This window comes from Acinetobacter nosocomialis NIPH 2119 (genome assembly GCF_000368085.1).
GTDB classification, from domain to species: domain Bacteria; phylum Pseudomonadota; class Gammaproteobacteria; order Pseudomonadales; family Moraxellaceae; genus Acinetobacter; species Acinetobacter nosocomialis.
This window is the reverse complement of sequence record NZ_KB849239.1, coordinates 2,049,247-2,068,339: the sequence shown is the minus strand read 5'-3', so window position 1 is coordinate 2,068,339 and position 19,093 is coordinate 2,049,247. Positions and strand designations below refer to the sequence as shown.

Sequence of the window (19,093 nt, the reverse complement as noted above, 5' to 3'; positions counted from 1 at the left end):
AAATATCAACACTCTAAACTAGTTTTTTTAGCGATTAAGGCGTACGTAAAATTGTACGAAAACCTACATGAGTAGCGGCTAAATCAAAATCTTGTGGGTAGCGACTACTATTACGGTAACGTGAACAGTAATTTTCAGCACACAAAAATGAGCCCCCTTTAATCACATATTGAGTGCTGCTCATTTCTTTTTGTCTTAAATCAGAATAATTACCCATATGTTGATCATGCGCACCTTGATAGGGAGAGGATGTCCATTCCCAAACATTTCCAATCATATCGAATAGCTTAAAGCCGTTGGATTTAAAACAGCCGACAGGAGCAACACCAGTAAAATGGTCGTGATTCAAATTTTCAAAAGGGAATGTGCCTTGCCAGTAATTTGCTTGTGGATGCTGATGTTCATCGGTAGGTGCTTGGTGTAAAGGTGTGTCAGTTTTTGAGTTTGCTTTAGCGGCGTATTCCCATTCTAATTCTGTTGGTAAATCACGTCCTAGCCAAACTGCATAATGTTCAGCATCATTTTTCGTCACGTACCTTACAGGTTCGTGAGGGGGAGGGAGAGCTCCATTTTTGCCATTTGGAGTTTTCCATGTATATCCTGATTTGAGTTGCCACCATTGTTGGGGATGACGTGGATCTGGAGTAAAAACAGCAGCCTGTTTTTGTTTTTCAGCATCGGTAATATAACCAGTTGCCTTCACAAAACTGGCGAATTGAGCAACAGTGACTTCAGTTTGATCAATCCAGAAACCTTTAACTTCCCGTTGTTTTTTCCCAAAGTTAAGTTCATCTGGATAAGCTTTTTCAGAACCAAAATTAAATTGTCCATCTGGTATGAATACCATACCTGCGGTTGTATTTTTAAGCCAGTTTGTAGGAAGCCCTGTATAGCTTTTACACTGTTCGATAGAACCCAAAGCAGCCGATGAGATGGCTTGCTTTGGTAAAACTGTTTTCAGGTCAGCTTTATGTTCAGACTTACTACAGCCTGTGATGAATAACAGGCTGAGTGTAGTACTCAAAAACAGTTTTAATTTCATTTGGCGTTATATTCCTGTACGCCATTTTGCTCAGTATATTTCTGATAAACCGCTAATAGCTCTTGAACTTTTGCAGGGTAAAGCTGCGCAACATTATGATTTTCACCACGATCAGTAGCAATGTTATAGAGTTCCCAAGAACCTGATCCTAATTCAGGGCGTCCTTGAAGTGCAATTTTCCATTCACCTTGTTTAGCATATTTACTACCGTGTAATTCATCGGCAAAGCTGAAATTAGCTGGACGGATAGTTTGTGATTTATTTTCAAGTACAGACTTCCAAGAGTAACCACTTGGTGTATTAATGGTTCGGCCTTTATATTGTCCTTGAGGTACCGGAATATGGGCATAATCTAATAATGTTGGAAAAACATCGAGTACAGATGCGAAGCTATGATTGGTTTCTTCAGCTTTTTTCTGATTTGGTAATTTCACAATAGCAGGAGCTGTAGTTGCACCTTCGCCAGCTGTATCTTTCCATAAATGAAAAGGTGCCGCGCTGACTTCAGCCCAACGTGGTCCAATATAGTGGTAAGAAGTAGGGGTGCCTACGTTTGCTACAGAATTATCAAAACCAGATTCACTGCCATACCCACCACGAATGAAACCTTCTGCACCATTGTCAGAAACAAAGAAAATTAAAGTATTTTCATAAAGATTATTTTGTTTTAGGTATTGGATAATTCGGCCTACATTTGCATCAAGATTTTCTACCATACCTGCGTAGATTTCCATTTTACGGGCTTCAAGTGCTTTCTGCTCAGCTGTTAACTCTTCCCATTTTCCATATTTTTGTGGTGCATTTTGAGTGGCGATTGGTTCTGCTGCTTCAAAGTTTGCTGGAATAATTCCAAGCTGTTTTTGGCGTGCTATACGTGCTTTTCTAATGGCGTCATAACCGACATCGTAAACGCCACGATATTTGTCACGGTATTCTGCTGGAGCCTGTATAGGCCAGTGAGGTGCTGTATAGGCAGCATAAGCAAAGAATGGCTTACCGCTATTTTTACCTGATTCTAAATAGCTCAGCAATTTATCGGTAAAATAATTGGTCGAGAAAAAGTCATCAGGTAATGCTGAAATTGGAATAATTTGCCCATCTTCGGTATAGGTTGAATTTCGTTTAAACGCGCTTGGAGCTTGTTTAAAGTGATGGTCTAAACCTTGTAATAAGGTAAATGAATGGTCAAAACCTTTGGCATGAGCATTGGTTTCAGGAGTTAGCCCCAAATGCCATTTACCACTAATATATGTCCGATAACCATTGTCTTTGAGCACCTGCGCAATTGATAAAGAGCGTTCATTTAAATAGCCTTCGTAACCTGGCTGGCCTTTTAAATGGTCTGGTGTAAGCTCTGCCATAGCACCTATGCCTGCTAGGTGATGATCAGTTCCTGAAATAAGTTGTGAGCGAGTAGGGGAACAAGTGGGTGCAGTATGATAGTCCGTTAAAAGTCGACCTTCTTGCGCCAAACTATCAATATTAGGCGTATGAATTTCACCACCAAATGCTCCTAAATCTGAATAGCCTAAGTCATCAGCCATAATAAATAAAATATTGGGCTGCTTTGGAGTACTTACCGTGGTTTCTTGTGAATCATTATCGTTACAACCAGCTAAAGATAAGCTAAATAAAGCAATGGAAAGACTAGATAAAAGTGCTTTGTACTTCATTGTATCATCTGAATTATTAAAAGAATTGTGCTTGAGTTTAATCAGATGGTTTTTGCAATCAAAACAAGGAATTGATCAAAGAAAATCAGAAAAATATCTGAGAATTTATCGTGATAAATAAATGAGAAAAAAAGAAAAGCCCATATCGGGCTTTTCAAAAATATTAAGTTTAAAACGGTAAGCGGGTAAGTTGATCTAAGAAATGTGGAATCACTCGCGGTTCAATCAAAATTGTTACAATTACGCCGTAAGCTGCACCCCATAAATGGGCACTATGATTGATATGTGTATTGCCACGTTTACCTGCCCAAATGCTATAAGCAACATAAAGAACTGCAAAAATAATAGCGGGTACTGGAATAAAAAATACAAAAATCAGTTTCCATGGCTGAAACAGGATATAGGCAAATAAAACCGCAGATACGGCTCCTGAAGCTCCAAGACTTGCCCAATTTGCATCATTTTTATGTTGTAAATAGCTTGGTAAAATCGCAAAAATTAACCCGCCCAAATAGAACAACACAAAACCCATGTCATAAAAATATTGGCGATAAAAACTTTCAATGATGCTGCCAAAGAAAAACAGGGTAATCATATTAAAGAGTAAATGAGTACCATCTGCGTGAATAAAGCCATGTGTGATGAAGCGATCAAATTGTCCACGTTGCATCGCAGGCGGCCAAAAGATTAGGCGGTTCATAACGTTTTGATTGCTAAAAGCAAGTAAAGAGATAATGACCGTAATAATAATAAGGGTAATGGTATGGTTAAACGGCAAATGCAACATAAGAAATATTTAAAAAATGATCAATACTGAGGTCAATAATGCCATTAAAAATACAACTTGAAACCCCGTTGTGTATAAATCCGACAAATTTAGTTGATTTTTTTTAAATCCACCTCATCTTCGGTTAATATAAAGGCATCAGCTTGAGGAATATTGTTATGTCGACTGAGAACACCAACACTGCTGTTGCAGAAGAAATTCCGAACCTTTTGATTACACCATCTGCACAAGAGTATTTGCACGAATTATTGGCGAAGCAAAATACTCCGGGAATTGGCGTTCGAATTTTTGTTGAACATCCGGGTACACCACGTGCAGAGTGCTGTATGGCATATAGTGCACCAGAAGAAGTGGTGCCAACGGACTATAAACAGGACTATCCTGATTTCCCTGCATACATTGATGCGCCGTCTATTCCATATCTTTTAGACGCTGTTATTGACTACAACAAAGATCGTTTCGGTGGTCAGCTAACTTTCCGTGCACCAAACTCTAAAGTGCCGCGTGTAGGGCCAGATGCATCAATTGAAGAGCGTATTACTTATGTACTTCAAGCGGAAATTAATCCAGGTCTTGCAGGACACGGCGGTAACTGTAGCTTAGTTGAAGTGCAAGATGATCCTGAACATGGCTTAACTGCTGTATTGAAGTTCGGTGGTGGTTGCCAAGGTTGTTCTGCAATTGATGTAACCTTGAAACAAGGTGTAGAAACAACGTTAAGAGAACACATTCCTGAACTACAACGTGTAGTTGACCAAACAGACCATACGCAAGCAGAAGGTGCTTATTTCAAATAATTAAATTATTTGAAAAGTGAAATAAAAAAGCCTCGAAATGAGGTTTTTTTATTACTCAATATGAATAATGATAATTATTATCAATATCATTTGTAATTTTATTTATCTTTGTTACAATGCGAAACAGAAAATGAGAGATGTTTAATAAATCAATATATTGGGAATACTTATGTCGAAGCGTATTATCCAGTCAGTGCTTTCTGTTTCAGTACTGGCAAGTATGATGTCTATGGCTTTTGCCGCACAAAATGAGCAAGAACAAGCTGAACAAACATTAGAAAAGCCTGCTGAACCTGTGAAATTGGAAACAATTTTCGTAACAGCGGAAGAGCAAGTGAAGCAATCGCTTGGTGTATCGGTTATTACCAAAGAAGATTTAGAAAAACTACCAGTTCGTAATGATATTTCTGACTATGTACGTCGTATGCCAGGTGTCAACCTGACAGGCAATAGCGCAACAGGGCAGCGTGGTAATAATAGACAAATTGATATTCGTGGAATGGGGCCTGAAAACACACTTATTTTAGTGGACGGTAAACCAATTAACTCTCGTAACTCAGTCCGTTATGGCTGGAAAGGAGAGCGTGATACACGAGGCGACTCAAACTGGGTACCAGCAGAAGCAATCGAGTCGATCGAAGTTTTACGCGGACCAGCAGCTGCTCGATATGGCTCAGGTGCTGCTGGTGGTGTGGTTAACATCATTACTAAAAAAGTAACTAATGAAACTCATGGTTCAGTAGAGTTCTATACTTCACAGCCTGAAGACTCCAAAGAAGGTTCATCAAATCGTGTTGGTTTTAATGTAAGTGGGCCATTAATTAAAGACGTTTTGTCTTATCGTTTATATGGTAATTACAATAAAACGGAAGCTGACGATGTTGATATTAATAAATCTATTGGTAGTACAGCAGCTGGCCGTGAAGGTGTTAAAAATAAAGATATTTCAGGCCGTTTAGCTTGGCAGGCAACAGACCAACAAACTGTCTTGTTCGATGTTTCTTCTAGCAAACAAGGTAATATTTATTCTGGCGACTCTCAGTTAAATGCAAACGCAGAAGCAGATGCAATTCTTTCGCAGCTCATCGGTAAAGAAACCAATACCATGTATCGTGATAGCTATGCGGTAACGCACGAGGGCGATTGGTCTTGGGGTAAAAGTAAACTCGTTGCTCAATATGATAAAACGCATAACAAACGTCTACCTGAAGGTTTAGCGGGGAGTGTAGAAGGAAAAATTAATAACCTTGATGATAAAGCCACCTCACGTTTAGAAACTCTTCGCTTTAACGGTGAGGCTAATATTCCTTTCGAATACTATGTACCCCAAGTATTAACTGTAGGTACCGAATGGGTTGAAGACAAATTTAAAGATAATGTCTCGACAACGCAAGGTAAAGACAGCAGTGGTTCAGGTTATGGCGATCAATTGGCGAAAGGTGATCGTAGTAAAATGGAATCACGTATTGCTTCTGCATATATTGAAGATAACCTGAAAGTTACAGACAGCACAGATGTTGTATTAGGCTTACGTTTTGATGACCATAGTAAATCTGGTTCTAACTGGAGTCCAAGCTTAAATATTACCCAAAGACTTAACGATTATTTCACTTTAAAAGGTGGGGTAGCAAAAGCTTATAAAGCACCAAATATGTATCAAAATGCCGAAGGGTATTTATTAAGTACAAATGGTAATGGTTGTCCAGCCAATATTGATTCACGTTGTTTGTTACAAGGTAATGGCGATTTAAAACCTGAAACATCGGTAAACAAAGAGCTCGGTATTCAGTTTCACAAAGATATCGTGAATGCGAGCTTAACTTGGTTCCGTAATGACTATAAAGATAAAATTGTGGCTGGTACAAATGTTGTCGGAACAGTTGATGGTTCAAGTACGAATGCAAATACAGGAGCTGTGACGAATACGAAGTGGAATATTCTGCGTTGGGAAAATACGCCTAAAGCTCTAATTCAAGGTTTTGAGGGAAGCTTAGGATTAGACTTTGGTGATATCCGCTGGACTAACAACTTTACTTATATGATGGATTCGAAAGATAAACAAACAGGGAACCCATTATCTTTAGTACCAAACTATACGATTAACTCAATTTTTGATTATGACATTACGGATCAGTTAGATGTAAATTTTGTATTTACTCAATATGGTCGTCAAAAATCACGCCAGTTTGCAGAAAATAGACTTGAATCTGGTATAGGTTCAGGAGGTGCGAATTCTGCGCTTAAGCCAAGTACTGTAAAAAGCTATAGTATTGCTGGAATTAATGTCGGTTATAAATTTTCAGACAATATAAGTACACGCGTTGGTGTAAGTAATCTATTTGATAAACAAATTTTAAGAGACAGTAATTCTATTAGCCAAACTTATAATGAGCCAGGTCGAGCTTATTACGCTTCTTTAAAATATTCTTTCTAATCAATAAAAGTAACAAAGGCGCTTCAAGCGCCTTTGTTATTTAAAATATCTAAAGCTTTTTCAGAATAATAAAACTTCTCTAAATACACACGGGCACGGCGTCTTAAATGTCCTGTTGTAACGAGTTGTTGTAATACGGGTACAAGCAAGTCGGTGAGTTCATGCTTCACCAAACTTTCATCAATATTGAGGTCACGGAGTAGTAAGTCAAAACTACGTTCCTGATTACGGACATACCAAGTATAGATACCATCGTGGACTTGCTGTTTTAGATAATCGGTTTGACGAATGTGGTCCCAGATTTCATGCCCTAGACCTACAGTTTTTGTTAAATCTTGAACTTCTACATAATTTTTTAAAACAGAAAGTGGCATAGTTTTAACTTTGTGCCAAACATTTGCCTGAAAATGATAGAGCTTATCATTGTCAAAATGTTGGTTTAAAACGCGCTCACTCATTTGGCTAAGTTTTAAAATATTCTTTTGCAAATAATGGTTAATGGTATCGTCCAGATTAGAATCGGTCACTGTTTCTAATACTGATTTACCCATTTTCATGAAGCGTCCTACACCTGGCACGCGTTTTGACATTGATTCATCTAAATAATCATGCATTGTTTGTTGAATCAACTGAGACAAAAGAGCTGAAAAAGCTGGATTATTTACAATTGTTTTAATCAGTTTTTTACGATGCTCTTCTTTACTTGCAACATACTGTGCAATGCGGTCAATCGTTAAAACAGGAATAACATCTTCAACTGTTGCCGTCTCATTTGCAGGATGAATCAGGGCGAAGCGAATATGCTCTGCAATTTGTTCGATCAGAAAATCAGAAGCGGGGGTATCTAAAATCTGCTTTTGAATGAGATGTTGAATCTGTTCAAAAGTCCAAAGGTGTTGTAATTGCCAACTCCCCAACCAATGGTAAAACTGTTCAAACTCTTGTTGAATCACCTGAGCCTGAACAAATTGCTCATCTAAAAAATCTAGATGAGCTTCAATAAGTTTTTCAATAATTGGTTGGGTAGACATAAGGTCTCACAAGTCCGAAGTTTTATTTAAGGTGTTGCCGTTTTTACTGACTGATTCGATTCTACTTTAAGTAAAAATGGTACGTATTGTTGAATAACCAGTTGTTCAGCTTCCAAAATCGGCATATGACCTACATTTTCTAAAATAACTGGCGGTTGTGCATTTTTTAAAAGTCGTTTGAGTTCACTCGCCACTTCTACATTAATAATCTTATCTTGTTTGCCCCATAAAATAAGTGTAGGCGCATCGATCGTTTTGGTAAGTACAGCAAATGAATCTGGAGTATAGACTTTATTGAGTGCAATTAGTTGGTCGACTAGTTTTTGTGTTTGAGGTGCCTGATTAATCATCAATTTTTCTTGAGCTTGTAAGAACTCTTTAGGAATAAACGGAGGATTAAACATGGTTTGTTTTAACAAATAGTTAAAGTCACCTTTTTTAGAGACTAACAGTTGTTTTAGATAGGTAGGATCTTTGAGATAAATTGTGTTGGCAGAACGGAAAATACCACCGCTATCAACTAAAAATAGACTTTTAGTTTCAAATGGATATTGTCCCGCATAAAGTAGGGCAATTGAGCCGCCAAGTGAGTGCCCCGCAATATGAATAGGCCCCTTCAAATTTGCAGCTTCAACAAAGCGGCGTAATTTTTCAGCAAGGTTCGGAACCGAATAATCGAAGTCTTGCGTAACGATAGTTTCGCCACTACCTGGTAAGTCCGGAATAATCACGTGGTAATTCGTAGTTAAGTAATGCGCCATGCGATTCCAATTGTCGCGGCTGCCACCTAAACCATGAATAAGTAACAAGGTCGGTTTTGTGGTTGAACCACCTTCACTATATGACCAAGTAATATCACCTACTTTTAATTTTTTACTTTGCAGTCCGGCCCAGCTACGTTCTTGCTGTAATATTGTTTGAAAACTGACATCAATGTTATCGGCTGCCTGCGTTTGAGAAATACTAGTTACTGAGAACAAACTACAAGCTAGAGTCAATGTAGTAGCAGTTTTTTTCATAGAGGCTTTAATTGGAGCGGACAGCCTTATCATACATTTCATCCTTGAAGCTTAAACGAGTTTGAAAAATTATTGAAAAACTTTGCCAATGAGTCATTTGCCAAACGTTTGGAATGAAGAAAATTATAGTCAATCTATAAACTAAAGTATGTCTATTTTTTCACTAAACAGTAGGGAATTATGCGGTTATTCTTCTTATAAAACTGATTACAGCTTTAAAAATATTTTCTTAGAAAAGGATTCATTTTTTGTCAGTGACATTCAAATTTTGACACATTAAAATGATTTCTAACCTTGAAAAAACAATGGAAATATAAAATGCCTACTGCGCAAGAAGTTTTAGATCGTTTGAAAGCAGGTAATCAACGATTTGTAAATGGAAATACTTCCCTTGCAAAAACCTTATCGCATCATGAACGCGCTGAAATGGCAAAGGATCAAAATCCGTTTGCAATTGTATTAGGCTGTTCAGATTCTCGTGTACCAGCAGAAATGGTATTTGATCAAGGTCTTGGTGACTTATTCGTAATCCGTGTTGCTGGTAATGTTGTTGCGCCTTCACAAGTTGGTAGTGTTGAGTTTGCGGCAGAACGTTATGATTGTCCGGTTGTAGTTGTATTAGGACATAGTCATTGCGGTGCGATTCAAGCGACTATTGATACGTTGATGAACCCTGATCATCCGCCTTCATCTAACTTAATGTCGATTGTGAACCGTGTTCGCCCATCAGTTGAAATTTTAATGCAAACTGATCTGAAAAATGATTTGAAAAAACTTTCATGTCATGCAGTACGTTCAAACGTTTTTGCTTCGGTCAACCAATTACGTCATGGTTCGGCTGTGTTAGAGAACCTGATTGCAAAAGGCGAGTTGATTGTTGTTGGTGCTGAGTATTCATTAGAAACTGGTGAAGTTACTTTTTTTGACTTCTAATCAGTCTATAAAGATTTAAAACTAAAAGGTGCCTATAGGGCACCTTTTATGTATGGATAAGCTAAATTAAGTAATTTTGACTGCGCTTGGGCATTTGGATGAATCAAGTCATTTTGCATTAGTTGTTTTTGTCCAGCGACGCCATCAAGGAAAAACGGTAGCAGTTTCACCTGATATTTTTGGCTTACAGTTTTATAATTGGTTTCAAATGCTTTGCTATAAGCTGTGCCATAATTAGGCGGAATCTTCATACCAAAAAGAATAACCTGCGCCTTTTGTTGTTGGCTTAAATGGACGAGCTGCGACAGATTTTGTTGAATCATTTGTGGTGGTTGACCTCGTAAACCATCATTCCCACCTAATTCAATAACTACGACTTCGGGTTTATACGTTTGTAAAAGCTTAGGTAATCTGGCCAAAGCGCCACTTGTGGTTTCACCACTCATACTTGCATTGACCACTTTATGTTGTTTGGGATACTGTTGGTCTAGACGTTTTTGTAGTAATTGTACCCAACCTTGTTTAGGGTCTATTCCGTAACCGGCACTAATACTATCTCCTAAAATTAAAATAGTTTTGGCCGAGACCAACATAGGCAACATGCTCAATGCGATGAGCAAGAGACTTTTAGAACCAGACAAATAAGATTTATACATTTGTGTTTCGACCCGAATACTAAATATATAGGACTGTCCCCATCATGCCACAACCTATCATTGCTGCCCATCAAGTTACACAAACTATTCAGATTAACCAAAATCAATTTACGATTTTAAAAAATATCGATTTAGATATTTATGAAGGGGAGCAGGTAGCCATTACGGGACGTTCCGGTTCAGGAAAATCGACTTTACTTGGTATCTTAGCGACTTTAGACCAGCCGTCTGAAGGCGAAGTATGGTTATGTGGTCAGCCTGTTCATGAGTTGACGGAGGAACAGCGCGCCCAGATCAGAATGCAGTATGTTGGCTTTGTATTTCAGTCTTTCCAACTTTTACCGCAGTTAAGTGCGCTTGAAAATGTGATGTTGCCGCTTCGGTTACGTAAAGATTTTGATTATAAAATTGCTGAGCAGAAGGCCTTAGACTGGTTGCATCGGGTAGGTTTAAGTCGTCAAGCGGAACAAACGCCTAAAGTCTTATCTGGTGGTGAGCAGCAACGTGTGGCAATTGCACGGGCACTTATTGCAGAACCACAAATTATTTTTGCAGATGAACCTACTGGAAACCTAGATGGTCAAACAGCCCAAGAAATTGAACGACTACTTTTTGATTTAAATAAAGAGCTCGGTACAACGCTTATTTTGGTCACACATGACCGTAATTTGGCTGGACTTTGCCAACGTCATGTTGAATTAAATGATGGCCGACTAAAGACAGTACAGGGTGGTTAGACTATGCGTAATCTACTTAAGCCACTTTTGCTACAAAGCTTTCGCACTGGAGGGTTATATTTACTCATCATTGCGCTTTCACTTGCGATTAGTGCGACCACGGCTCTTAAGTTTAGTAATGACCAAGTTAAAAATGCGGTTAGCCTACAAGCCTCGCAAATGTTAGCAGCTGATTTGGTTCTGTCGAATAATGAACCTCTAGACACTAAATGGCAAAAAAAGGCGGAACAGATTGGCTTAAAGCAGACTCATGTGACTATGTTTAGTTCAATGGCACATACTCAAGATCAGTTTGTCATGGTCAATGTGAAAGCTATAGAACATGCGTTCCCATTAAGAGGAAAACTTGAGATTGAGCCTAGTGCACAGAGTATTCAACCTGGTCAAGTGTGGCTAAGTCAAAGAGCAGCTGATTTACTTAAAGTTAAACTTGGCGATACGGTATCTATTGCAGATGCCCAATTTCGCTTTAGCGGCGTAATTGTGCGAGATTCAAATCAAGAACTCGGTTTTTCAGGTTTTTCGCCCACAGTTATTATTCATCAAGCCGATATTGCTAGAACCCATGCAATTCAAACAGGCAGTAGAATTGATTATCGACTGTTAATGTCTGGTCAGCCTGAACAGGTTCAGAACTTTAGTAAACTATTTAAGCAACAACATCAACCTGCAAACGATCAGGAAGAAACCATAGGGTTGCGTTTACGCGATGCTAGTGAATCAAATAGCAGATTATTACGTCCGTTAGAAAACCTAGATACCTTTTTGCAATTGGCCAATATTTTAACGATTTTATTGTGTGGTATCGCCATTGCTTTAACAAGCCAACGTTATGTTCAGCAAAACCAAGATCATATTGCTGTAATACGTTGCTTTGGTGCTAGCAAGTTTCAAATTTTATGGGCCTATATTGGGCTACTTTGCGTAGTCAGCGTAATTTCAATTGTGATTGGTAGTCTATTAGGAATAATGATGGGCTATGGTTTACTTGAGCTCATGTTACAACTGATTCCACAACTGGAATTAAGTTTTTCTGTGGTTGGATTTTTACTTGGTCCCTTACCAATTGCCATTTTTACCAGTGTAATTGTGCTACTTGGGTTTATTTTGCCAAGCATTTGGGAATTGTTAAATACGCCACCTATTCGAGTTATTCGCGAACAGGCAAAATCCCGAAAATCATTATTCTTTATGTTTTTTGCAGGCATCACCAGTCTTGTTATTTTTAGCTTAGTTTTAAGTGAAAACTTAATGCTCAGCATTATAGTTTTGGCTACCATTTTCGTTCTTTGTATTTTGCTATACACCGTTGTTTGGGGTGTGCTTCGTAGTTTAAAAAAGATGAAAACTCGTTTGTCTTTTTATATTCGTTCACCATCGCAAAGTGCCTTACAAATTACTGCTTTGGCTTTAGGGTTAAGTCTTATTACAGTGTTAAGCGTGCTCAGAACAGATTTACTAGAACGCTGGCAACAGCAGTTACCTGAGGGTACACCAAACCAGTTTGTATACGGGTTGCCTCCATTTGATTTAAAAGCTTTTGAGCAACAATTAAAACAAAATGGTTGGCAAAGCACACCGTTATATCCCAATGTTCGGGGGCGATTACTCGCAAAGAATGATATTCCTTTTTCTGAAGATGCGATCAAGCAAAATAATTCTTTAAGACGTGAATTAAATTTAACTCAGTCAAGTACATTGCCAAATGACAATGTCATTACAAAGGGGCAGGCCACTTTTAATGCTGTAGGGCAAGTTTCGGTCGAGGCAAAAACTGCTGAAAGTCTAGGTATCCAGCTTGGCGATAAGCTTACTTTTAGCCTGCCAGACGGTACTTTACAGGCTAAAGTTGTGAATTTTAGAAATGTTGAATGGGAAAGTTTTAGCCCAAACTTCTTCTTTATATTTTCACCTAAAACTTTAGATGAAAATGCTGGTAGTTACTTGGGCAGTTTTTATGTGCCAAAACAAGATCAACCTAAAATGATCCATATGATTCAGCAATTTTCAAATACGGTTTTTATTGATGTTGACCGTATTTTGGATGAAGTAAAGCGCTTAATGAATGTCTTGGTTAAAATTGTGACTGTGCTTGCAGCTTTAGTTGGCTTCTCTGGAATACTCGTTTTAATTGCTTGTTTAAATCTATTAATGGATGAACGCCGTCGGGAAGTGGCTTTGTTACGTTCATTTGGTTTGTCTAAAAATAAAATGAAGCAAATGCTCAGTTTAGAAATTGGTTTTTTAGGGCTGTTAGCAGGCATTGTTGCCTGCTGTTTTGCCGAGGTAATTAGTGCAATTGCAAGTTATAAAATGAAGATGGCTTTACAGGGGCATATTGAAATATGGTTAATTTTACCGCTTGCCATGATGTTACTTTGTGCTCTTATTGGTCGATATAGACTAGGTTATCTTTGTAATTTACCGCCACTACAAAGTTTAAGAGAGTTGAACCAGATTTAAGTTAGGGCAGTATTTCTGGATTCTGAATTAAAACTTCATGCCAAAGTGGAAGTAATGGTGAGTTAAGCTGATTACAGTAAATATAGAAACCGACAGTCATGAAAAGTCCTCCCACTAACCCTAAGAATTTTAGGAGGCTTTTAAATTGAGTGCGGTAGCTTAAATACCAAATGAGTGCGAGTAAGGCACCCATAATCATACCGCCGACATGTGCAGCATTATTAATACCTGTGGCAACTAGACCAAATATAAGGTTAATGGCCATAATCATTAATAATGCTTTTTTATCAAGTATATAGGCTTGATGTGGCAAGGGTGGAAATAAAGAAAGAACGGTCAACGCTGCACCTAATCCCATCACAGCACCCGATGCACCTGCACTTACGTGAGGAAGTAAGCTTTGATCAAAATGTTGTAGTAATTCATGTCCATTTTGAATATTGATATAACTACTCAAAAGACTACCAAACAAACCTGCAAGTAAATATAGACCAATAAAATATAAGCGACCAAATAAAGCTTCAGCGACATTACCAAAAATATATAGGGCCCACATGTTGAGCATAAGGTGAATAATACCAAAGTGAAAAAACATGCTGGTAAATAAACGTTCTGGCTGTCCAGAGAAAGTAAGTGGTGTAAAATCTGCTCCCCAGCGAAGTGCATCTTTTATAGCTGGGTCACTTATGTCCACCCCAGATACAATTTGCCAGATGAACAAACCTACATTGATCGAGATCAGTAGGGCGGTCAGCCACCAAGCTTGTACATTGAGTTTACGATTAATGTGCGGAGGCTGAGTTTGAGTCATGCTATGCTTTTGTTATATATGAACATGCTTTACAGCTTAACATGAAAAAAGTTGAATACAGGAGATCAAGACGAACATGAAAGCTTTTATTGTTCGCGTGTTGTTAATTTTTATTGGGGCAATTCTCCTTATTCAGCTTTGGATCTTTTCAAGTTTGGTTTGGTGGCGTACACATGAAGTTGATACCACCATGTTTATGCGAATTGATTATTGGTCGGATACATCTCGGCCGATTGTTCATGAATGGCTCGACTATGATGATATTAGCGACAATTTCAAACATGCGATTTTGGCAGGCGAAGATGCAAAATTTATTCATCATCATGGCTTTGACTGGGATGGTATCCGTTTTGCTCTAGAGCGTAATAATGAAGAAGGTGAAGTTGTTGCAGGTGGTTCTACCGTGTCTCAACAACTTGCAAAGAACTTGTTCTTATATAATCAGCGCTCATTTATTCGTAAAGGCCAAGAAACGATAGCAACGTGGATGATGGAGCGCATGTGGTCAAAACGCCGAATTCTTGAGGTGTATATGAACTCGGTTGAATTTGGTAAACATTTATATGGGGTTGAAGCAGCTGCTCAATATTATTATGGTAAAAGTGCTAAAAGCTTAACGCGCGAACAAGCAGCTTTTTTAGCAGCCTTATTGCCTGATCCGAAATATTATCAAGATCACCGCAATGATCGTAAACTACAATATCGAAAACGCGTAATTTTACGTTATATGAATAGCACCCCAATTCCTGAATAACACTGTCTTAAAGATGTGTTATTTTTTTAATTTTTATAAAATTGACATAATTTTGCAGCATACTGTTTTGCAGAGATTTTGGTTGGAAAGAGATAGATTTAGACATGAATACAGCGATTACAGCAACGACCCCAACAGAATATAGTTATAACGACCGTTATATTAATCGTGAGTTGTCTATTCTTGACTTTCATTTGCGTGTATTGGAACAGGCAGTCGACCCTTTACATCCTCTATTAGAGCGAATGAATTTCTTACTGATTTTTTCGCGTAATTTAGATGAGTTTTTTGAAATTCGTGTGGCGGGAGTCATGGAGCAATATGCTCTAGGTAATGAAAGTCGAAGTCCAGATGGCTTAACACCAAGACAAGTCTTACAAAAAATCTCTGAAACTGCTCATGCTGCAATTGAACGTCAATATCGTATTTTAAACGAAGAAATTTTACCTAAACTTCGTGAGGAAGATATTTGCTTCTTGCGTCGTGGGGAGTTAACACCAGCTCAATCGGCGTGGGTGAAAAAGTATTTTCAGGAACAGGTCGCACCTGTTTTGACACCAATTAGCTTAGATCCAGCCCATCCATTTCCACGCTTAGTCAATAAAAGCTTAAACTTTATTGTGACCTTAGAAGGTAAAGATGCGTTTGGTCGTCAAATTGATTTAGCTGTTGTGCCAGCGCCGCGTTCATTGCCACGTGTTGTACGATTACCAGACGAACTAACGGGTGGCAAAGAGCATCATGTTATGCTGTCCGCAATTATTCATGAACACGTATCAGACTTGTTCCCTGGCATGACTGCAACTGGATGCTATCAATTCCGCGTAACTCGTAATGCGGACTTGGCGCTTAATGAAGACGTTGAAGATTTAGCTAAAGCTTTAAAAGGTGAATTAAGTTCACGTCGATTTGGTCGTGCAGTTCGTTTGGAAGTAACTCACAACTGTCCACAACATATTTATGAATATTTGCTTGAAGAATTCGACTTAAACGAAGAACAACTATACAAAGTTGATGGCCCTGTAAACTTAGCCCGTCTGGTTTCAAACTTTAAACGTCCTCATTTACGTTACGACTCACACACGCCAGTCGTACCGAAAGTGTTTAAAAAGACCGAGAGTATTTTCTCGGCTATGCAAAAGCAGGATATTTTACTGCATCATCCTTTTGAATCATTTGCTCCTGTTATTCAGTTACTTCGTGAAGCAGCACGTGACCCACAGGTGCTCGCAATTAAACAGACGCTTTACCGCAGTGGAGCGGACTCTGAAATTGTTCAAGTCTTGGCCGAAGCTGCACGTAATGGAAAAGAAGTAACAGCAGTCATTGAATTACGTGCCCGTTTTGATGAGGAATCAAATATTGAAGTGGCAAATGTACTTCAAGAAGCAGGGGCGGTAGTTGTTTACGGTATTGTGGGTTATAAAACACATGCCAAAATGATTATGGTGGTACGCCGTGAAAACAATAAACTGGTACGTTATGTTCATTTAGGAACAGGTAACTACCATGCTATGAATGCCCGTATCTATACCGATTATGGTCTCATGACGACCGATAAAGACTTGTGTGAAGATGTACACCGCATTTTCCAAGAGCTGACTGGTATGGGCAAAATGGCAAAACTGAAAAAGTTACTCCATGCTCCTTTTACTTTGCATGCTCAGCTCATCAATTTCATTGATGAAGAAATTGCCAATGCAAAGGCTGGTCGTAAAGCCCAAATTATTGTGAAAGTAAATGCATTAACTGAAGTTCAACTCATTAATAAATTATACGAAGCTTCTCAAGCTGGCGTGCAGGTAGATCTCATTATTCGTTCGATTTGTTGCTTACGTCCAGGTTTACCAAATTTATCGGAGAATATTCGGGTACGTTCAATTGTAGGACGTTTCCTTGAACATACACGTGTTTATTACTTTAGTAATAATGGTGATGCCCGCATTTATTGTTCAAGTGCTGACTGGATGGACCGTAACTTATTTAATCGTGTTGAAGCATGTTTCCCAATTGAAGATCCTGCGTTGAAAAAACGTATTTATCAGCAAGGTCTTCTTAATTATTTGCAAGATAACCAGCAAGCTTGGTTATTACAAGGGGATGGTACTTGGGTACGTGCGCAGCCTGCTGAAGGTGAAAAATTACATAATGCTCAAAGAGAATTATTAGAAACATTTAAATAAAACTTAATATTAAAAAGCCGACTTCGTGTCGGCTTTTTAATTATTTGAAATTCATAGTAATTTAATATGATTTCTTAAATGGTTGCAGGATATACGATAATAATTTGAAACACCGCAATATGTTTTAAAAATATGTGATTCTTTACATAAAACATTGAATTTTAAAAATATACAAATTACGTGAAATCTACTTTAATACGCGGCATTAAATATACTTAACTTTGGTAAGTGAATAATATGCAAGGCTTTATTAAAAGTTTATTTATTAGAATATTTTTAGGGGTAATGCCAGTGACTGCATATGCAGATCAAAAGTGCTATGGAGATATTATTGTTTTTCATAAATATGATGATCAAATGATATATCCCTACTTTATACAACCCTCTAAGGAAAAAAATAAGAAAAATGAATCACAAACCAAGGTAATAACGGTCCAGAAAAGAAAACCTACTCAAGATGAACTGGTAGCACAAAAGAAAGTTGAAGATACTCAATTAAAAAAAATAGATGAAAAGAAAAATCTTGAGAATAAAAAACAGCTTGATGCAGCAGTCGCTAAAGAAATTTTAGAAAATGGCGAAAAAAAATGGATGGTACAGGTAGCGTTGGCACCTAATCAAAATAAAGCAAATATGATCCAGTCACAATTGCAGGCGAAAGGATATAAGATTGTGACTAGCCCAACTACAAAAGGAATACGGGTTATGGTAGACCCCGCTAATGATTTTGCGATTGCACAAATTATTCGAGAAAAAATAATTTCAGATGAGAGTTTAGATTTAAAATCGGCTTGGGTTTTTAAATGGGCTTCTTTAACAGCACAGTAAAAGAAAAAGGAGTCTGAAGACTCCTTTTTTTTATTCATGTAAATTTGTTGTGATCTTCTGCATGATTTGCAGTAGTACGTCAAACTCGCTTTGCAATGGCGTACTTTTACGCGTAACGAGTGCTAGAGTACGACTTGGTGCATCTTCAATTGGTTTTGCAGTAATCTGATCATTAAACTTGATCATACTATTTTCAATTGCGATTTCTGGTAAAAGCGTAAAACCTAAATTAGAAGAAACCATTTCGACTAATGTTGGTAATGAACTTGCTTTTAAACGGTTATCGTTTTTACGTTCACCAATTGGACAAGCACTTAACACATGGTCACGTAAACAGTGGCCTTCTTCAAGCAAAATAAGGCGTGACAAATCAAGGTCATCGAGAGAGTTTGCTTGAAGTGCATTTGTATCTTGCTTACTACAAACAAGATATAAATTTTCTTTTGAAATTTCAGCTACTTTTAGACTTCTTGTGTCAAAAGGTAGGGCAAGGACGATCATGTCCAAATTACCGTGTTCTAAGCGTTCTACAATTTTCTCACTTTGAGCTTCATGTAAATGCAACTGAATCTTCGGTAATTGTTGATGCACTTCATCAAGTAACCGTGTCAGGATAAAAGGTGCAATGGTTGGAATAACACCTAAATGAAGATCACCAGTTAATGGTTCACTCATTTCACGGCTTAAACGCATTAAATCCTGAGCATCTGCTAGCAATACACGGGCTCGAGCAACGACTTGTTCACCTAATGGCGTTAAACGCACATTTTGACGGTCACGCTCAACCAGAACGCCACCTAATAGCCTTTCCAGCTCCATGATACCGCCCGATAAAGTCGATTGGGTAACAAAAGAGCGTCGTGCTGCTTCAGTAAAATGCAAAGTTTCCGACAACGTAACTAAATATGATAGCTGTCTTAGTGAGGGTAATGCAGCCATAGTGTC

16 protein-coding genes are annotated in these 19,093 nt (G+C 38.2%); 8 read left to right on the top strand and 8 right to left on the bottom strand.

Going from position 1 to position 19,093, the window contains the following annotated elements; genetic code table 11:
- Positions 1-34 precede the first annotated feature (34 nt).
- From F984_RS13520 to F984_RS13510, 3 genes are all read right to left on the bottom strand, one after another.
- Positions 35-1,042: a formylglycine-generating enzyme family protein gene (locus tag F984_RS13520; RefSeq protein ID WP_004710086.1), complete on the bottom strand. Its 1,008-nt coding sequence runs from the start codon at positions 1,040-1,042 to the stop codon at positions 35-37.
- A complete protein-coding gene (locus F984_RS13515; RefSeq protein ID WP_004710085.1) occupies positions 1,039-2,715 on the bottom strand; it encodes an arylsulfatase in 1,677 nt (558 codons plus the stop codon). The genes F984_RS13520 and F984_RS13515 overlap by 4 nt, the downstream gene beginning before the upstream one ends.
- A gap of 169 nt (positions 2,716-2,884) precedes the next feature.
- Positions 2,885-3,502, bottom strand: a complete 618-nt coding sequence (locus F984_RS13510; protein WP_004710083.1) for a rhomboid family intramembrane serine protease — start codon at positions 3,500-3,502, stop codon at positions 2,885-2,887.
- Between the two features lie 158 nt (positions 3,503-3,660).
- On the opposite strand from F984_RS13510, the gene nfuA reads away from it, so the two are divergent.
- Together nfuA and F984_RS13500 are read left to right on the top strand one after the other, a co-directional pair.
- On the top strand, positions 3,661-4,299 hold the full coding sequence (nfuA, locus tag F984_RS13505) for a Fe-S biogenesis protein NfuA (RefSeq protein WP_002054458.1): 639 nt from the start codon (positions 3,661-3,663) through the stop codon (positions 4,297-4,299).
- A 169-nt stretch (positions 4,300-4,468) separates the two neighbouring features.
- Positions 4,469-6,733, top strand: a complete 2,265-nt coding sequence (locus F984_RS13500; protein ID WP_004710081.1) for a TonB-dependent siderophore receptor — start codon at positions 4,469-4,471, stop codon at positions 6,731-6,733.
- A 23-nt stretch (positions 6,734-6,756) separates the two neighbouring features.
- On the opposite strand, the gene F984_RS13495 is transcribed toward F984_RS13500, so the two are convergent.
- A complete protein-coding gene (locus F984_RS13495) occupies positions 6,757-7,764 on the bottom strand; it encodes a hypothetical protein (protein WP_004710079.1) in 1,008 nt (335 codons plus the stop codon).
- 26 nt (positions 7,765-7,790) lie between these two features.
- Positions 7,791-8,816 (bottom strand): alpha/beta fold hydrolase, encoded by a 1,026-nt coding sequence (locus tag F984_RS13490; RefSeq protein WP_004710078.1) that lies wholly within the window; start codon positions 8,814-8,816, stop codon positions 7,791-7,793.
- Between the two features lie 285 nt (positions 8,817-9,101).
- On the opposite strand from F984_RS13490, the gene F984_RS13485 reads away from it, so the two are divergent.
- On the top strand, positions 9,102-9,716 hold the full coding sequence (locus tag F984_RS13485) for a carbonic anhydrase (RefSeq protein ID WP_001141692.1): 615 nt from the start codon (positions 9,102-9,104) through the stop codon (positions 9,714-9,716).
- 32 nt (positions 9,717-9,748) lie between these two features.
- Here F984_RS13485 and F984_RS13480 read toward each other — a convergent pair whose 3' ends face one another.
- A complete protein-coding gene (locus F984_RS13480; RefSeq protein ID WP_002017670.1) occupies positions 9,749-10,372 on the bottom strand; it encodes an arylesterase in 624 nt (207 codons plus the stop codon).
- Positions 10,373-10,416: 44 nt separating this feature from the next.
- Here F984_RS13480 and F984_RS13475 point away from each other — a divergent pair, with 44 nt between their 5' ends.
- Together F984_RS13475 and F984_RS13470 are read left to right on the top strand one after the other, a co-directional pair.
- Positions 10,417-11,109: an ABC transporter ATP-binding protein gene (locus tag F984_RS13475; protein ID WP_004710075.1), complete on the top strand. Its 693-nt coding sequence runs from the start codon at positions 10,417-10,419 to the stop codon at positions 11,107-11,109.
- A 3-nt stretch (positions 11,110-11,112) separates the two neighbouring features.
- Positions 11,113-13,572 carry an ABC transporter permease gene (locus tag F984_RS13470; protein ID WP_004710074.1) on the top strand — a complete coding sequence of 820 codons (2,460 nt, stop codon included), beginning with the start codon at positions 11,113-11,115 and terminating at the stop codon, positions 13,570-13,572.
- A gap of 1 nt (position 13,573) precedes the next feature.
- On the opposite strand, the gene F984_RS13465 is transcribed toward F984_RS13470, so the two are convergent.
- Positions 13,574-14,383, bottom strand: coding sequence for a rhomboid family intramembrane serine protease (locus tag F984_RS13465; protein WP_004710072.1), 810 nt, complete (start codon positions 14,381-14,383; stop codon positions 13,574-13,576).
- A gap of 76 nt (positions 14,384-14,459) precedes the next feature.
- On the opposite strand from F984_RS13465, the gene mtgA reads away from it, so the two are divergent.
- The 3 genes from mtgA to F984_RS13450 all read left to right on the top strand — a co-directional run bounded on the left by mtgA (position 14,460) and on the right by F984_RS13450 (position 18,148).
- Complete coding sequence (mtgA, locus tag F984_RS13460; RefSeq protein ID WP_004710069.1) at positions 14,460-15,137, top strand: monofunctional biosynthetic peptidoglycan transglycosylase; 678 nt, start codon at positions 14,460-14,462, stop codon at positions 15,135-15,137.
- A gap of 104 nt (positions 15,138-15,241) precedes the next feature.
- Positions 15,242-17,320 carry a polyphosphate kinase 1 gene (ppk1, locus tag F984_RS13455; RefSeq protein WP_004710068.1) on the top strand — a complete coding sequence of 693 codons (2,079 nt, stop codon included), beginning with the start codon at positions 15,242-15,244 and terminating at the stop codon, positions 17,318-17,320.
- A 237-nt stretch (positions 17,321-17,557) separates the two neighbouring features.
- Complete coding sequence (locus F984_RS13450; protein WP_002054358.1) at positions 17,558-18,148, top strand: SPOR domain-containing protein; 591 nt, start codon at positions 17,558-17,560, stop codon at positions 18,146-18,148.
- 30 nt (positions 18,149-18,178) lie between these two features.
- On the opposite strand, the gene oxyR is transcribed toward F984_RS13450, so the two are convergent.
- A complete protein-coding gene (gene oxyR, locus F984_RS13445) occupies positions 18,179-19,087 on the bottom strand; it encodes a LysR family transcriptional regulator OxyR (protein WP_002054474.1) in 909 nt (302 codons plus the stop codon).
- Between the last annotated feature and the right edge of the window lie 6 nt (positions 19,088-19,093).

Coding starts and splice junctions, on each gene's coding strand:
- F984_RS13520 (WP_004710086.1), bottom strand. CDS start 1,042: ATGAAATTAAAACTGTTTTTGAGTACTACACTCAGCCTGTTATTCATC.
- F984_RS13515 (WP_004710085.1), bottom strand. CDS start 2,715: ATGAAGTACAAAGCACTTTTATCTAGTCTTTCCATTGCTTTATTTAGC.
- F984_RS13510 (WP_004710083.1), bottom strand. CDS start 3,502: ATGTTGCATTTGCCGTTTAACCATACCATTACCCTTATTATTATTACG.
- nfuA (WP_002054458.1), top strand. CDS start 3,661: ATGTCGACTGAGAACACCAACACTGCTGTTGCAGAAGAAATTCCGAAC.
- F984_RS13500 (WP_004710081.1), top strand. CDS start 4,469: ATGTCGAAGCGTATTATCCAGTCAGTGCTTTCTGTTTCAGTACTGGCA.
- F984_RS13495 (WP_004710079.1), bottom strand. CDS start 7,764: ATGTCTACCCAACCAATTATTGAAAAACTTATTGAAGCTCATCTAGAT.
- F984_RS13490 (WP_004710078.1), bottom strand. CDS start 8,816: ATGATAAGGCTGTCCGCTCCAATTAAAGCCTCTATGAAAAAAACTGCT.
- F984_RS13485 (WP_001141692.1), top strand. CDS start 9,102: ATGCCTACTGCGCAAGAAGTTTTAGATCGTTTGAAAGCAGGTAATCAA.
- F984_RS13480 (WP_002017670.1), bottom strand. CDS start 10,372: ATGTATAAATCTTATTTGTCTGGTTCTAAAAGTCTCTTGCTCATCGCA.
- F984_RS13475 (WP_004710075.1), top strand. CDS start 10,417: ATGCCACAACCTATCATTGCTGCCCATCAAGTTACACAAACTATTCAG.
- F984_RS13470 (WP_004710074.1), top strand. CDS start 11,113: ATGCGTAATCTACTTAAGCCACTTTTGCTACAAAGCTTTCGCACTGGA.
- F984_RS13465 (WP_004710072.1), bottom strand. CDS start 14,383: ATGACTCAAACTCAGCCTCCGCACATTAATCGTAAACTCAATGTACAA.
- mtgA (WP_004710069.1), top strand. CDS start 14,460: ATGAAAGCTTTTATTGTTCGCGTGTTGTTAATTTTTATTGGGGCAATT.
- ppk1 (WP_004710068.1), top strand. CDS start 15,242: ATGAATACAGCGATTACAGCAACGACCCCAACAGAATATAGTTATAAC.
- F984_RS13450 (WP_002054358.1), top strand. CDS start 17,558: ATGCAAGGCTTTATTAAAAGTTTATTTATTAGAATATTTTTAGGGGTA.
- oxyR (WP_002054474.1), bottom strand. CDS start 19,087: ATGGCTGCATTACCCTCACTAAGACAGCTATCATATTTAGTTACGTTG.